Consider the following 15,881-nt stretch of genomic DNA (forward strand, 5'->3'; position numbering starts at 1 on the left):
CTTCAAAACAGTGCATTTAGGCTGTTTGCAAGTTTAGCGCTGTTGGGAAGCTAAGGTTATTGAGCTAGGTAACTTGGTGTTGGGAGGCTTGAGGGAAAGCGCGTTTAATTTGATCTCAGATTGAAATAAGCATCAAAAGTTTTGAGGTAAAAGTGAAGGAAGTATATTCAAAAATTACAAAGCTGGGCGTGAGTATTTATTTAGACGATGGGGTTTTGAAAGCCAAAGCGCCCAAGGGCAGAATAAGCCCTGAAATTGCTCAGCTAATTAAAGATAATAAAAATCAATTGATTGACTATCTAACGGACAAGACCTTAGACAAAAGAATAAAAAAAATAGCACGAGGCGATTTAGCACAGCAGCTGCATCCGACGTCTTTCGCTCAACAGGGTTTGTGGCTCATTGATAAACTTCACGGGGGGTCTTCACAATATAATATGTCGGTCTCATATGAGGTGACACCGAGTTTGGACATTGCTGTAATGCAGCAAGTATTCAAGACCATTGTCAACAGACATGAAGTACTCAGAACTGTTTACATTGAGCAGGATGGTGAAGTTAAACAGTTAATTCGCCCCAATTTTGCAGTCGACTTTGAATTAACTTGTGAAGATTTAACTCAGTATAGTGAGGAAAAGCAACGGCAGTTGGTCAGCCAGTTGGCCGCGCAAGCGCAACAAAAAGCGTTCAATTTGTCAGAGGATCTGATGTTACGTGTAAGCTACTTCAAAACGGATCTGGCTTACGCTGTATTGACGTTGAGTATGCATCATATTGCATCAGATGGTTGGTCCATAGATGTGTTGGCGAAAGAGTTTTTTACTCTGTACCAGGCATTGATTGAAGGCAATAAAGCGCCATTACCAGAGTTAGAAATTCAGTATGTAGACTATGCATACTGGCAGCGTGAGTCGCTATCCAACAAGCGCTTGGATAAACAAATAGACTATTGGACTCAGCAATTACATGATCTGCCTGTGGTGCACAATTTACCACTATGCCACCCTAGGCCTGCGGTAAAGCAATATGTAGGTGGTATAATTCGAGACACAGTGCCTGCACCGATAAGTAATAATTTACACGCTCTAGCAAAACAAAATGGCATGACACCATTTATGTTGTTACACAGTGCATTGTCACTGATGTTTGCTCGGCACAGTAATAGCGCTGATATTATCATAGGTACTCCAGTGGCAAATCGGGCTCAAAAAGAATTGGCCTCATTGATCGGATTCTTTGTGAATACCTTGGTGTTGCGAGTCGATACAAACCAAGATTCACTTGCCAGCTATTTTGAACATATCAAGCAAGTTCACCAACAGGCGCAGGCAAATCAAGATGTGTCGCTAGAGCAACTCGCCGAATCGCTAAATATTTCAAGAAGCACCAGCCACAGCCCACTATTTCAAATTGCGATGACAGTTAACAATGACAACTTTGGCAATGGCGCTGATGGGTTAAACGAATCGTTGGCTGGTGTGACTATTAGACGATGCCAATTCGACTCAGTGTTGGCTAAGTTTGATTTGAGTGTAGAGCTCAATATTAACGAGCAAGGTATGGAAGTAAGCTGGATTTATGACGCAAGCCTATTTTCAGAGCAGGCAGTCAAGAGATTCAACAAGCACTTTTGTCGTTTACTCACTGAACTGAGTAGCGTATCCAACTTGCGCATTTCTCCACATGATGTGCCCATGCTCGATGAGCAAGAAACTCACTACCTAGTAACCGAGCTCAATGCCACCGAGCTGGAGTATCCTCATGCGCCATTTATTCATGAGTTAATAGAACAGCAAGCACAAATTCGGCCAAATAGTGTTGCTTTGATATTTGCAACACAAAGTATGACGTACAAAGAACTTAACGAGCGCGCCAACCAACTCGCCCATTATTTGGTCCACAAGCATGACGTAAAACCAAACACACTGATTGGACTGTGCGCTGAGCGTTCATTGGAAATGATAATAGGAATATTGGGGATTTTGAAAGCTGGGGGGGCCTACATTCCACTAGACCCGAGTTATCCTCGAACGCGGCTCGAGTATATGTTTGAGGATGCTTCGCTGGCGACCATTGTTAGCCATCGACAAGCGCACTACGCGCTAACAGGCTTTTCTGGAGATGTTATCGATTTGGACGATGTGCAGCTGTATAGTCACTATAGCACTCAAAATATTGCCAAAGAAACGCTGGGCTTAAACAATCACCACCTTGCGTATGTGGTGTATACCTCTGGCTCTACAGGGAAGCCAAAGGGGGTGATGATTTCCCATGCGGGCCTGACAAATACCATGTTGTATAGTACGACATGCCCACCATTTAACGGCGGGCCGGACGATGTATTTTATCAGGCCACCTCCATTGCATTTGATGCGGCAATATGGCTCTACTGGTGTGCTTTGGCATCTGGTTCGAAATTGAGATTGGCCTCATCTTTGGACTTTCAAAAAGAATTGGAATCTTACGCTGATGTCACCCATTTATTTATGACACCCTCTATCCTCGAAGCTATAAAGCCAGATACTTATCAATCTCTTAAAGTAGTCGCGACGGGTGGGGAAAGCTGCTCTTTAGAGTTAGTCAAAAAATGGCGAGCGCTAGGTGTCCAATTTTACAATTACTACGGCCCTACTGAAATCACGATATACAGTTCACGAGGAAATGTTACCCATGGTGAACAAATCCATATTGGATGTGCCAATGCGAATGTGCAGTATTTTATTTTGGACCGACAGCAGCGGTTGCTGCCCTACGGTGCGATAGGCGAATTGTATATTGGTGGCAAAGGGGTGGCGCGAGGCTATCTCAACTTGCCGACATTGACCCAACAACGTTTTATCCCAAATCCATTTTATGATCATAACAACTCTGCTAGCTCCGAGCGTTTGTATCGCACTGGGGACTTGGTGCGCTATCTGGATGATGGAAATCTGGTATTTGTTGGAAGAGAAGATCAGCAAGTTAAAATACGCGGATTTCGATTAGAGTTGGGAGATGTTGAGGCACATTTGACTGATCACCCGGATATTGATTCAGCATTGGTCATAGCTTCAGAGTTGGCTGGGGAACTGCAGCTTATCGGGTATATCAAACCTGTGCATCAATTGGAAAAGAGTGAGCAATTTGACTGGGTTAAAAAAGTTAAGTTGGAGCTCTTGGCACAATTACCAGATCACATGATCCCAAGTGTATTACAGGTGGTTGATGTATGGCCATTGACTAATAATGGCAAGGTAGATCGCCGCGCCTTACCGCTACCTGACTTAGGTGCATCGGCTCGGGATTATGTTGCACCAACCACCGAGACAGAAAAAAAATTGGTGGCGATATTTGCTGAACTTCTGGGCATAGATGCAGGCAAGTTGAGTACCTCTGAGAGCTTTTTTCAGCTTGGTGGAAACTCCTTGATGAGTATTCGCTTAGTGTCACATATTCGCGCTCAGTTTGAGGTTGAGTTGCCGGTTCAAAGCGTATTTGAATCAAACTCCTTGGCCAGCTTGGCAGCGATGATTGATCGGCGCATAAATCGTCACATAAAAACACCGAGTGACTTACACACTGAGCAGACTCTATCTCGTCACATAGTGCCTGTTGAGCGAGCGTCAAGTTATCGCATTTTATCTTCTGCACAAAACAGATTGTGGTTTATCGATAAATTACAGGGTGGGGCATCTCAGTACAATATATCTGTGGCTTTGGAATATACATCAAAGCTAGATTTAAATTTTCTGGAGCGGGTATTTGCGACCATTATAGAGCGTCATCATGTTCTGAGAACGGTTTACAAAGAGCAGGGAAAAGAGGTACATCAGCATGTCATACCTATGACAGAGGTGGACTTCAAGGTTGTGGTTCATGATTTATCACACCAGATGCACCATATTGAGAGAGATAATAATCGTCAAGACATCCAAGCGCTTATCGATGATGAGGTGGCTAAACCTTTTGACTTAAAGCAAGCGCCTATGCTCAGGGTCAGTTGCTTTGAGGTTGTTAAAGGCGACAGTCCCAAAGGTGTGTTGGTACTCAATATGCACCATATCGCCTCTGACGGTTGGTCTGCTCAGTTATTGATGAAAGAGTTTTTTAGTTTATATCACGCCTTCCTAAATGACGTGCCAAGCCCATTGCCAGAGCTTACCGTGCAGTATTGTGATTACGCCAATTGGCAGCACAATAATCTCAATACACCAGCTGTGAGCCAACAATTGGCGTATTGGAAAAGTAAGTTATCTGAGCTGCCTGCGACGCATAGCCTACCGCTGAGCGCAGCACGTCCGCAAGTTAAAGCGTATCGCGGAAAAAAGGTGACACACTGTTTGGACAGTGAGACGAGTAGCAGACTCATTGGTTTGGCTAAACACCATCAATTAACCCCGTTTATGTTGCTTCACGGTGCACTCGCGTTGGTGCTAGCTCGTCATAGCAATGACTCGGATGTGGTGATAGGTACGCCTGTGGCGAACAGACTCCAACCAGAGGTAGAGGCTCTAATTGGTTGTTTTGTAAATACCTTGGTGCTTCGTGTCGATACCAACAAAGGGTCATTAGGTGAGTATTTCAACTATGTAAAAGCGGTGCATATGGAAGCGCAATCTAATCAAGATGTCCCGTTTGAGCTGTTGGTTGATGAGCTTAAAGTGCCGCGAAGTACAGCTCACAGTCCTCTATTTCAAATCATGCTAACCATTAATAATGACTTTGGTATCCATAGTGCGTCACTGTTTGATTCGACAGCGGCTGTGGATATAGATGTTCAGCCTTTTCAAGTGACAAGTGTTCAAACGAAATTTGATTTAGATATTGATATTCAGATCAGCGACAGTGAGATCTCCATCGATTGGGTTTATGACGTGACTTTATTTCAAGACGCGTATATTCAACAACTGAGTGAGCACTTACACAATTTACTGGTTGGGTTAAGTCAGCACCAAGGACTGTCTGACACACCGCTTAGTCAATTGCAGATGTTATCAGAGCAAGAGCAACAACATCTGGTCAATGAACTAAATGATACCGCTGTGGATTTCTCCCCTTCGCTGTGTATTCATGAACTGTTTGAGTTACAAGTCACGAAAACCCCAGATGCTATCGCTGTGTCGTATGAAGGCACTGAACTGACTTTTGCGCAGCTCAATGCAAGGGCAAACCGACTGGCACACTATTTAATAAATACCGTACAGGTCCCACCGTCTGCATTGGTTGGGGTATGCACTGAACGTTCAATTGGGTTGGTTGTGGGCATGCTGGCCATTTTCAAAGCGGGCGCTGCATATTTGCCGCTAGAACCGAGTTTGCCTAAAGACCGATTGAAGTACTTGATTGATGATTCTGGATCAATGCTGATATTGACGCACGCCCATATTCAATCTGTTCTACAAGGCTATGAGGGCCAGCTGGTGTTACTAGATGAGTTTGAGCAGGCTCACATGCAGTTACAAGACAGCGTGTTTGGTACATGCAAAATAGAGAATATTGCGACGAGTGAAGTACAGGTGGCGCCTTCCGATTTGGCTTATGCTTTTTATACTTCAGGCTCAACGGGTAAGCCAAAGGGAACGCTAAATCGCCACGGAGGTTTGGTGAATCGGCTTCATACTTTGCAGCATCAATTCAACATGCAACCGAATGATAAAATACTCCAGAAAACGCAAATGAGCTTTGATGTTTCTTTGGGAGAAATACTGTGGCCACTCACATCTGGTGGTACTTTGATATTGGCCAAGCCAGGTGCGCAGTCTGATCCAAACTATTTGACGGACACCATAGTAGCCCACGGCATTACGATTATTCATTTTGTACCTTCGATGTTGCAGCTGTTTATCAATCATGCAGACACTTCTAAATTGAAGTCTTTGAGGCTACTGATGACCAGTGGGGAGGCGCTGAATTATAAACTTCAAGCACAAGCGATTAACGCCTTTGAAAACGTTGAGTTGGTTAATCAGTACGGGCCAACAGAAGCGGCAATTGAAGTATCGTATTGGCATTTCAACACCTTGAGAAAAGACAAACGAGTGCCCATAGGTTACCCCTCAGCCAATACTAAGCTGTTGATCCTCGATAAAGAGGGTAATTTGGCGCCCAAAGGAGCACAAGGAGAGCTATATATTGCTGGTTGCCAAGTGGGTCTGGGGTATTTAAAGCAGGCGCAATTGACCGCCCAGAGATTTGTGACATTGAACATGTTAGGAGTTGAACACAAGGCTTATCGCACCGGTGATTTGGCGCGTTGGCTCAGCGATGGCAGCATAGAGTTTTTGGGTCGACTAGATAGCCAAGTAAAACTCAGAGGGATGCGGGTTGAACTCGGTGAAATTGAGGCCAAAATGAGAGACCTTGAATCAGTTCATGATGCCGTGGTGCTAGTCAAAGAACGTGCTGAAAATCAAGTGCTGTGTGCGTTTGTCCAATCTACCCATGGCAATGAAAATAGCCCTGAGTTTATCAACAGTTTGCGCCAAGCCTTACAGCTCGAACTACCAGCTTACATGGTACCGAGTGCCATTTCGGTCGTTGACACCTTCCCACTGTCAGCCAATGGTAAAGTGGACCGTTTAGCATTGATGGCAAAGCCTATTTCAAGTCGCAAGCGTGTTGCGGCAAAAGGCGGCGTCGAAACAGTGATCCTAGAGATTTGGAGCAAGGAACTGGGTATAAGCATCAATGAATTAAGCATTGATGATAACTTTTTCGAAGTGGGTGGAAACTCATTAAACACGATTTCCGTATGTAAAGAAATCAATCATCAACTCAATACATCATTACAAATTGCAGACTTATTCCAGTACCCGAGTGTCGGGCAGCTAAGTCAATTTGTGAGCAAGTCGAATGTCAATAAGGTTAAGCGCAAAAACTTAGACGGCGCGAAAAATCGAATTATGTTGGCAAGGAAAAAGTTTAATAAAAACAATTCAAAAATAAAAACTGGGACTGAGATATGAAAGAGTATAACGGATTAGAAATCGCCGTCATAGGAATGGCAGGCAGGTTCCCTGCTGCACAAAATATAGAACAATATTGGCAGTTGTTACACTCAGGTACTGAAGGTATTAAAGAGCTAGAGGAAAGCGAGTTAGTCGAGCAGGGGTTAGAGAAAAGCACCATTTCACAACCTGACTACGTCAAGCGTTCGGGTTTTGTGGCGAGAAAAAAGTGCTTTGACGCAGAGTTATTTGGCTATAGCGCCGCTGAAGCGCAATTCATGGACCCACAGTTTGGTGTATTTCACGAGGTGGTTTGGGAAGCCTTAGAAAATGCCGGATATACCAGTGAAAATTATGATGGACTCATAGGTTTATACGCGGGGGCAAGTAGCAATACACGTTGGCTGAGAAAAGTAGATGAAAGTTTAGCAAGTACATCAATGGCAGATGGTTACGCATTGGCGAGTGTGAATGAACCTGGATATTTGTGTTCTCGCGTATCACATAAGTTGAACTTGACTGGACCTGCAATTTCAAATAATACCACTTGCTCGACTTCCTTGGTGAACATTCACTTAGCTTGCCAAGCCTTAAATATAGGTGAGTGTGATATTGCTTTAGCTGGTGGTGTATACATTGGCGCACTTGCAGAGCAAGGTTATCTGTATCAAGAGGATATGATTCTATCTCCAGATGGCGTATGTCGCCCATTTGATGAGTTGGCGCAGGGCACCGTGCCCGGAGAAGGCTGCGGCGTTTTAGTTCTTAAACGATTGGAAGATGCCGTTGAAGACAATGATAATATTCTTGCAGTGATCAAAGGCTCGGCCATCAATAACGATGGCGAAAACAAAGTAGGATTTACAGCCCCCAGTGTGAGTGGTCAAGCTCAGGTAATCAGTGATGCATTGCAAAGAGCTGAAATTAGCCCTGATTCTATTCAGTATATAGAAACCCATGGTACGGCAACTAAAATAGGCGATCCAATAGAGATCTCCGCGCTTAAACAAGTTTTTGATGAGGTTGAGGACAGCCGTATTGCCATCGGATCAGTCAAATCCAATATAGGTCATGCTGGCGAAGCGGCGGGCGTTGCTGGTGCAATTAAAACCATTTTATCTATGCAGCATAAAACGCTCCCAGCGAGTTTAAATTACACTGCGGCTAGCCCTTTGCTACATATTGAAAATAGTCCATTTTATGTCAATCAGCACAGTGCCAATTGGGATGGCGGGCTTGACGGAACATTGCGTGCGGGTGTGAGCTCGTTCGGATTGGGCGGCAGTAATGCTCACGTTATTTTTGAGGGTCATCAAGCGCTACCTTATTCCGGCCCATCAAGAGATGAGCATATTATTTCGCTATCGGCTAATACAGACGCTGCCCTAGTCGAAATGGAAAACAACTTGGCAGAGTATATCGCCAAAAATCCAGATACGAGCATTGCCGATATTGCATATACCCTTCACCTTGGTAGGAAAAACTTGAAAATCAAATCAAATTTTGTGGCGAAAAGCCTCGATGATTTGAAGACTCAACTACAAGGTAAAACCAAACACACTCAGGTAGATCAGTCTAAGACAAAGACATTGTGCTTTTTGTTTCCAGGTCAAGGAGCTCAATACATTAATATGGGGCGGGATGTTTTCGACACAGAGCCTGTATTTAGAGCCTCAATGTTAAAAGGGTTTGAGCTGTATGAGCAAAGCACGGGCGTTGCCTTACAAGAGATACTCTACCCCGCCAATGATTACGAAACCCGCGAATTGATTGCGACTGAGTATGCGCAACCAGCACTGTTTATATTCGAATATGCGTTGTTAGAGCTATTCACTAGCTGGGGATGTGATGCAAAGGCATTTCTTGGTCATAGCTTAGGTGAATACGTTGCGGCGTGTGCTGCGGGTGTGATGCGTTATGAAGATGCACTGGCTATTGTTGCAAAACGAGGCCAGTTGGTTGCGTCTATGCAAGAGGGGGCCATGTTGGCAGTCGCTGCTAAGCTAGAAGATGTGGAGAGCTACCTCTGTGAAGGGCTTGTTATTGCTGCGCTCAATGCACCACAAAGAGTTGTGGTGTCAGGCGATACTGCGTTAATTCAACAGCTGCAACGCCAGCTTCAAGAACAGCAAATTAGTGCGACTCAATTGCATACTTCTCATGCCATGCACAGTGCACACCTAGAACCGATATTGAGCGATTTTAGAGCATGTATGTCAGGTGTTACACTGAATGCACCGCACACGCCTTTTTTGTCTAATTTGACAGGCGACTGGGCTGATAGCGAGCAAGTTCAAACGCCGCTCTATTGGGAGCAACATCTGCGCCACACCGTAAAGTTTTCAGATTGTGTACAGGTATTACTCAAGGATCCCGATGTCATTTGTGTCGAAGTTGGACCGGGCAATACATTGTCTCAGCTAGTGGCGCAAAATGGGGGTGAAAGTGGTGTAAAAGCGGTGTCTATCGCAACGACGCACAGTGCAAAACAGCATCTTCAACATACTGACAGCGCTTTGCTGACGTCACTAAGCCAATTGCAATTGGCGGGCTACGATATTGACTGGGCAAAGTTTTATGATGCAGAGCAGCGTTGCAGAGTCGCGCTACCAACATATCCTTTCGCCAATACTTGTTATTATGCGCCGGAGTTAATGCGCATAGGCAGCGCCAATACGGCGTCGCAATCTAGCCAAGCGCATAATGAGGGCGCTCATACAGATAAACATCTTGAAAAACCAGCTGGTCTGGTTTTAAGCGATGTTGGATTGAGCAGCACACAAAGTCAGCTATTGGCTATTTGGTCAAAATATCTTGCGAATGACACACTGACAATTGACGACAACTTACTAAACTTGGGCGTTGATTCTTTGATGTCGATTCGAGTTATCTCGGAGATCAGGGAGACCTTCGAGATTGAGTTGTCCATTGATACCATATTCACATTGGCGACGGTTGCTGAGCAAGCAGACGAAATTCAAAAAAAGCGAGATGCAAGCGCGCACGACCTCGTGCTACCTCCTATTTACGCTACGGGCAAAACCGAGCTAGCAACCCTGTCTACTTCGCAGCAAAGGTTGTGGATGATTTCTCAGTTGGAAGATGGGCTGTCCGCATACAATAACGCCTTTTGCGTATTTATTAAAAATGTATGTATTGCGTCGATGAAGAAGACGCTGTCTGAAATTGTCAATCGACACAGCATCTTGAGAACGCGCTACCGCAACGTAAATGGTCAGCCAGTACAGCAAATTACGGACAATTGCGATGTAGAGATAATTACTCGAGACGTCAGTGATGTATGTGAGTCAGAAAGAATGGATGCTGCAACAGCATTATTTGACGAGTTTTTGTTGGAGCCTACATCGCTAGAAGATGGCGTGATGGTAAGAGCATTATTGATCAAATTTGATGCGCATCGCGACATCCTGTGTATCAGTCAGCATCATATTTGCTCTGACAACTGGACGGTCAATATTCTTGTTGAAGAAATGAGTAAGATATACTTCGCTTATACTAAAGGTGAAGCCCATGATCTGCCACCACTTCCAATTCAATACATTGATTATGCCGACTGGCAATCCCGTTGGTTAGCGCAAAATGAGCTGGAAAATCAAATTGAATTTTGGAAAGAGTACTTATTGGGTGCCCCTGATGTAAACAATTTACCAACCGATTTTACCAGACCAAAGTATCAAAGCTATCGCGGCGCACAGTACATTAAGACCATTGGCAATAACGTGCTTGGCGGGCTCAACCGTTTGAGCCAAGAACAAGGGACAACCTTGTATATGACCATGCAGGCTGCTTTTTCTTCCTTTATTGGTCGTTATAGCAACGAAGATGACATTATTGTCGGTTTTCAAGTTGCAAATAGACTGCAAAAAGAAGTGGAGCCGTTGGTTGGGTTTTTTGTCAATACCTTAGTATTACGCAGTGACTTGACGGGTGATCCAACATTCTCTGAGTTTTTAGCTGCAACAAAGCAAAACTTACTGAAATGCTATTCCAATGCACATTTGCCTTTTGAAAGCTTAGTTGATGAATTGAATCCAAATCGCAGTTTGAGTTACGAGCCCATTGCACAGATACAATTGGTGTATATGGATCAAAGTCAGACTGTCGGTGGGGGTAGAGGCGACTTTGACGAAGAGCAAGCTCAGGTATTTGAGAGTGTGCCGTTTACGGCGCCATTTAGTAAATACGACTTAACACTGTATTTTAGAGTGTTAGATACGGGGATCGAGTGCGTTTGGGAATACGCAACAGACTTGTTTAGAGCCGACACAATCGAACGAATGGCGGACAACTTTGAATGTTTGCTATCAAGTATTATTGCGCAGCCAACTCAAACGATCCGTGCGCTGCCGATGTTATCTGAGCAAGAAAAATCAGTCCAGTATGTAGACTGGCATACGGATAACGAGGGCAGCTTGTCTCACTCTGTATACAACCAGCTAACAGCAAGTGAACTGCAGGTTGAGGGGAGCGAGAAAAGTGTCAACTTTAGTTTGTTCTTTTTTGCGAACGATGCAGGTGACAGCCGTGTGGGTAAGTACAACCTGCTGATGCAAGGCGCTAAATTCGCAGATCAACATGGATTTGAAGCGGTGTGGACCCCCGAGCGACACTTTGGTGCATTTGGTGGTCTGTTCCCCAACCCTGCAATCACCGCGGCAGCCATTGCGGGTATGACTGAGCGGGTCAAAATTAGAGCTGGCAGCTGTGTATTACCCCTGCACAACCCTGTTCGAGTGGCTGAGGATTGGTCGGTCATTGACAATATTTCAGGGGGCCGAATTGGGCTTGGTTTTGCAGCTGGTTGGTCTCCAAAAGACTTCGTGTTGGCACCGCAAGGGTATGAAAGTCGCAGAGATGATTTGCAAGCGGGGATAAAAACAGTCAAATCTCTGTGGAAAGGTGAGACGATTGAAATGCCTTCGGGTAACGGAAAAACCGAAGAGGTGAGTATCAGGCCTCGCCCTATTCAAGCCGAGATACCGATTTGGACGACCACTGCGGGCCATGTCGACGCGTTTGTTAGAGCTGGTCAAGCGGGTCAAAATGTCTTAACCCATCTACTTGGCCAATCTCTTGATGATCTTACTGATAAAGTTGCAGCATATCGTGAAGCATGGAAAAAGGCAGGTCATTTAGGGCACGGGACAGTTACGCTCCTGGCGCATACCTTTATTGCTGACAATGAAGCGGTGATCTTTGACCACGTGAAGGAGCCATTTAAACGCTACTTGGTTACCTCGGCTGGATCACCACAGGAAATAGCGAAGTTGGTTGGTGAATCTGCAGATATGGTTCTATCAGGAGATTTAAATCAGTCTGATGAACTCAATGCGATTACCGAACGCGCGTTTAGGCGTTATTATCATTCAAATGCTTTATTGGGCACGGTGGATAGTTGTAAGCCAACTGTCGAAAAGATAGCGGCCAGTGGTGTGAATGAAATTGCTTGTCTTGTCGATTTTGGAGTTGATGAATCACTTGTTCTTGATAATCTGCCAAACCTACATCAGTTAAAAACACTGTTTACTGAGTCTGTGGAAAAGCAGCAAGCTGATCTGAAGCTTAGCAGTTGTGAGACGGCGAGTGTTTTGGAAAGTGAGTCTCAGCGGTGTTTGCACACACAATTTGAACAAATCGCAGCGCAATTTCCCAGTGCTATTGCTTTAAAGCTTAATGGCGAGACGCTCACTTATGCTGAGTTAAATGATAGAGCAAACCGTTTGGCTAATTACTTGATTGAGCGCCACCAGATTGTTTCTGAGCAAGTGGTTGCACTGTGCTTGGGCCGCTCGTTTGAAATGTATATTGCAATTTTAGCTGTACTCAAATCGGGCGGAGCCTACGTGGCCATCGATCCTAGCCTTCCGCAGCAGCGCACGGAAGCAATCCTAAGCGAAGCACAGGCTGAACTTATGTTGACTCGCGAAGCAGACATTTTTGCTTATCCGCTGCAAGGAATAAGTACGGTATTAACTGAAGATTGCAGCTTATTCTCGGACTACTCGCCAGCGAACCTTGATATAAAAGTCTCACCGTCTCAGCTTTCAAATATCATCTATACTTCAGGCAGTACAGGGACCCCCAAAGGGATTATGATTGAGCATCGTAATATGACACGTTTATTTGATGCTTGCCCTGCGGCCATGAAACGAACCGAACATGATATTGGCTGTGCATTCCACTCGTATGTATTTGATGTATCCGGTTGGGAGATGTGGGGAAGTCTACTGCATGGAGGGCAGCTGGTGCTCATTCCCGAGATCTTAATTGAAGATATGAGCGACCTTTATCGTCTGTTAGTCGATGAAAAGGTCACCCATTTGTCTATGACACCTTCCGCATTTTATACACTGCAATCGCTATTTGACATTAATAGTCACGCACTGTCACTGGTGAACGTGAACCTAGCGGGCGAAGCTTTGAACTTCAAAATGTTGCGACCATGGTACGAACTAGACGCGCAAAATAGACCCCGTTTCTTTAATGTTTGGGCGCCTGCTGAAGTGACGGTGTACGCTTCAGCTCGAGAGATATCTCAGCTAGATATTGAGCTGGGGATCAGTAATATCGGGACTGCATTTAATGATATGGCTTTGTGTATTTTAAATGAAAACCAGCAACCTCAGCCAATTGGCGTGCCCGGAGAGTTATATGCTGGTGGCGCCGGGATTTCGAGAGGATATCTAAATAATGCTGAGTTAACAGCTAAAAGCTTTATATCAAACCCATTAGTACAAGGTGAAAAGGATATCTGGTATCGCACCGGAGATATTTGTCGCTGGATGCCTGATGGATCACTGGAGTTTTTAGAGCGTAAAGATCGACAGGTTAAATTACGCGGTTTGCGAGTTGAGCTGTCCGAAATTGATGTCTGCTTAAATGCCTTTGAGGGGATTAAAGAGGCCGTTGTAGTGGCAGAAAAAGAAGGTGCAGAGCAATATTTAGTAGCTTATTTAGTACTTGAAAATTCTGTGAATAAAGAGCAGTTATTTACCCATGTAAAACAAGCAATAATTAATCAACTTCCTGCATATATGATCCCGAATGTATATACGGTAATAGATGATATACCTCGAACTGTAAGCGGTAAGATTGATAAGGGGGCTCTCCAATTAAAATTGAAAGAAACGCAACAAGAATATATTGCGCCGAGAACTGAGACCGAACGAATTGTCCATGATATTTGGGCTGAGGTATTAGGCTTAAAAACCATTAGTGTCACCTCTAACTTTTTTGCTTTAGGGGGGCAATCCTTACTCGCAATTAATGTTGTAAATAAGTTAATGGTTGAGTTCGGTTTTGAAATAAAGACGAAGTTGATATTTGAATATAGTAGTGTAGAATCAATTTCTGCCCTGATCGACAGTGTTAACATTGTTGAACAAAATGAAAATGGCGAGACTGATTTAGAGCACGAAAATTTAATTGAATTTGAGCTTTAGTCCATAAAGTAAAGTCACTTAACTTTACGCTAAGTTACTGCCGTTTTTTGAACATAAAACGGCAGTAACCATAAAAAATAATAAAAATAATAAATGTGCACAAAATTAATTTTTGTGTTTTGGGTGGTTGTTATATGGATGTGGTAGTTAAAAAGAAAACCGATTATAAAAAGGTTTTTGGCAAAGTGCTTGGTGTATGTGTTTTGCTAGGTGGTGCAGTTGTTTTTTATAATGAATATAACTTAGGTGATTATTCGTCGGTCAAGCTTGAAAGGGTAACTACATCAAACGTTATACAAGGTAGCTTTGAAAATGTGGCGCCAGTGAGTGGTGCTGCTGAATCATTAAATACAGTTTACTTGGATGCGATACAAGGTGGCATTGTCGATAAACTATATGTTGAAAAAGGCGACTTTGTTGAAGCTGGACAAAAAATCATTGAATTCAAGAATACTGCATTTCAACTTCAAGTTTACTCTCAAGAGGCAAGAGTCAGTGAGCAGTTAGATATTAATACAAATACTCGACTTTCAATTGACAGCAAACGCCTAAACCTTGAAACAGAACGTAACGAAATCGAATACGATATAAAACGGCTGACACGTAAGTTAAAAAATTATCAGCGTTTGATTAGTCAGAGGCACGTTAGTGCAGATGACGTTGAAGCGGTTAAAGAAGAGCTAGAGTTTAAAACTAACCAATTGGCGATTATCCGACAAGAGCAAGAAAGTGAGGATAGTGTCAGAGGTGAAAAGGTCCAGCAGCTTCAAGAAAGTGAGCAACGCCTTAAGGCGCATTTAAATATAATCCGAGCGAGTTTGGACGACCTAGTCGTGAAGGCACCCATATCTGGCCAGGTTACGTCTTTAGATATCAAACTAGGGGAATCAAAGTCACAAGGTGAGCACTTGGGCAAACTTGATCAAATCGACAGGTTTAAAATTGTCGCCGACGTTGGCTCGTTTTATATATCTAAAGTCAAAGAGAATGTAAAAGGCAGTATTCAATACCAAGGGAAACCATATCAGGTCGTTGTAGATAGAGTTTACCCAGAAATTATCAATGGCACATTTAAAGTTGATCTAACGTTTTCTGATCAGCAACCCACAGACATTACGAGCGGTCAAAATTTCATTGTAAAGCTCGAACTCTCAGAGCCTGTATCATCCTTGATGGTACACAACGGCGCATATTATCAGGATACGGGCGGTAAGTGGGTATTTGTACTGGATCCTGAAAATCACACTGCGATTAAAAGACATGTCAAATTAGGTCGTAAAAACGATCGGTATGTCGAAGTCATTTCTGGATTGGCAATTGGCGAAAAAATCATTTCTTCATCGTATGCAAACTTCCTTGACTCGGAAACTGTGATCCTCGAGTAATTCATAGTTGGATTACCGTTGATCATGGAGGGCTTGTTTGATAGCGAAACGCAAGCTCATGCGACATTTTATTGTTCAATTTGTGTCAAAAACTAATATAACAAACT

The 15,881-nt window shown here is 43.8% G+C and carries 3 protein-coding genes; all 3 read left to right on the top strand.

Going from position 1 to position 15,881, the window contains the following annotated elements; translation table 11 throughout:
• Positions 1 to 152: 152 nt before the first annotated feature.
• Entirely contained in the window at positions 153 to 6,944 is a 6,792-nt protein-coding gene (locus tag N483_RS24305; RefSeq protein ID WP_023398725.1) for a non-ribosomal peptide synthetase, read from the top strand.
• The gene (locus N483_RS24310) at positions 6,941 to 14,389 is read left to right on the top strand and encodes a hybrid non-ribosomal peptide synthetase/type I polyketide synthase (protein WP_023398726.1); all 7,449 of its coding nucleotides are present in this window, start codon (positions 6,941 to 6,943) and stop codon (positions 14,387 to 14,389) included. The genes N483_RS24305 and N483_RS24310 overlap by 4 nt, the downstream gene beginning before the upstream one ends.
• A 134-nt stretch (positions 14,390 to 14,523) precedes the next feature.
• Positions 14,524 to 15,774 carry an efflux RND transporter periplasmic adaptor subunit gene (locus N483_RS24315; protein ID WP_023398727.1) on the top strand — a complete coding sequence of 417 codons (1,251 nt, stop codon included), beginning with the start codon at positions 14,524 to 14,526 and terminating at the stop codon, positions 15,772 to 15,774.
• Positions 15,775 to 15,881: the final 107 nt, after the last annotated feature.

This window comes from Pseudoalteromonas luteoviolacea NCIMB 1944, from assembly GCF_001625565.1.
GTDB lineage: Bacteria > Pseudomonadota > Gammaproteobacteria > Enterobacterales > Alteromonadaceae > Pseudoalteromonas > Pseudoalteromonas luteoviolacea_F.

What these genes read in the sequence shown, in the direction of transcription:
- N483_RS24315 (WP_023398727.1), top strand. Translation starts at nt 14,524, where the DNA reads ATGGATGTGGTAGTTAAAAAGAAAACCGATTATAAAAAGGTTTTTGGC.
- N483_RS24310 (WP_023398726.1), top strand. Translation starts at nt 6,941, where the DNA reads ATGAAAGAGTATAACGGATTAGAAATCGCCGTCATAGGAATGGCAGGC.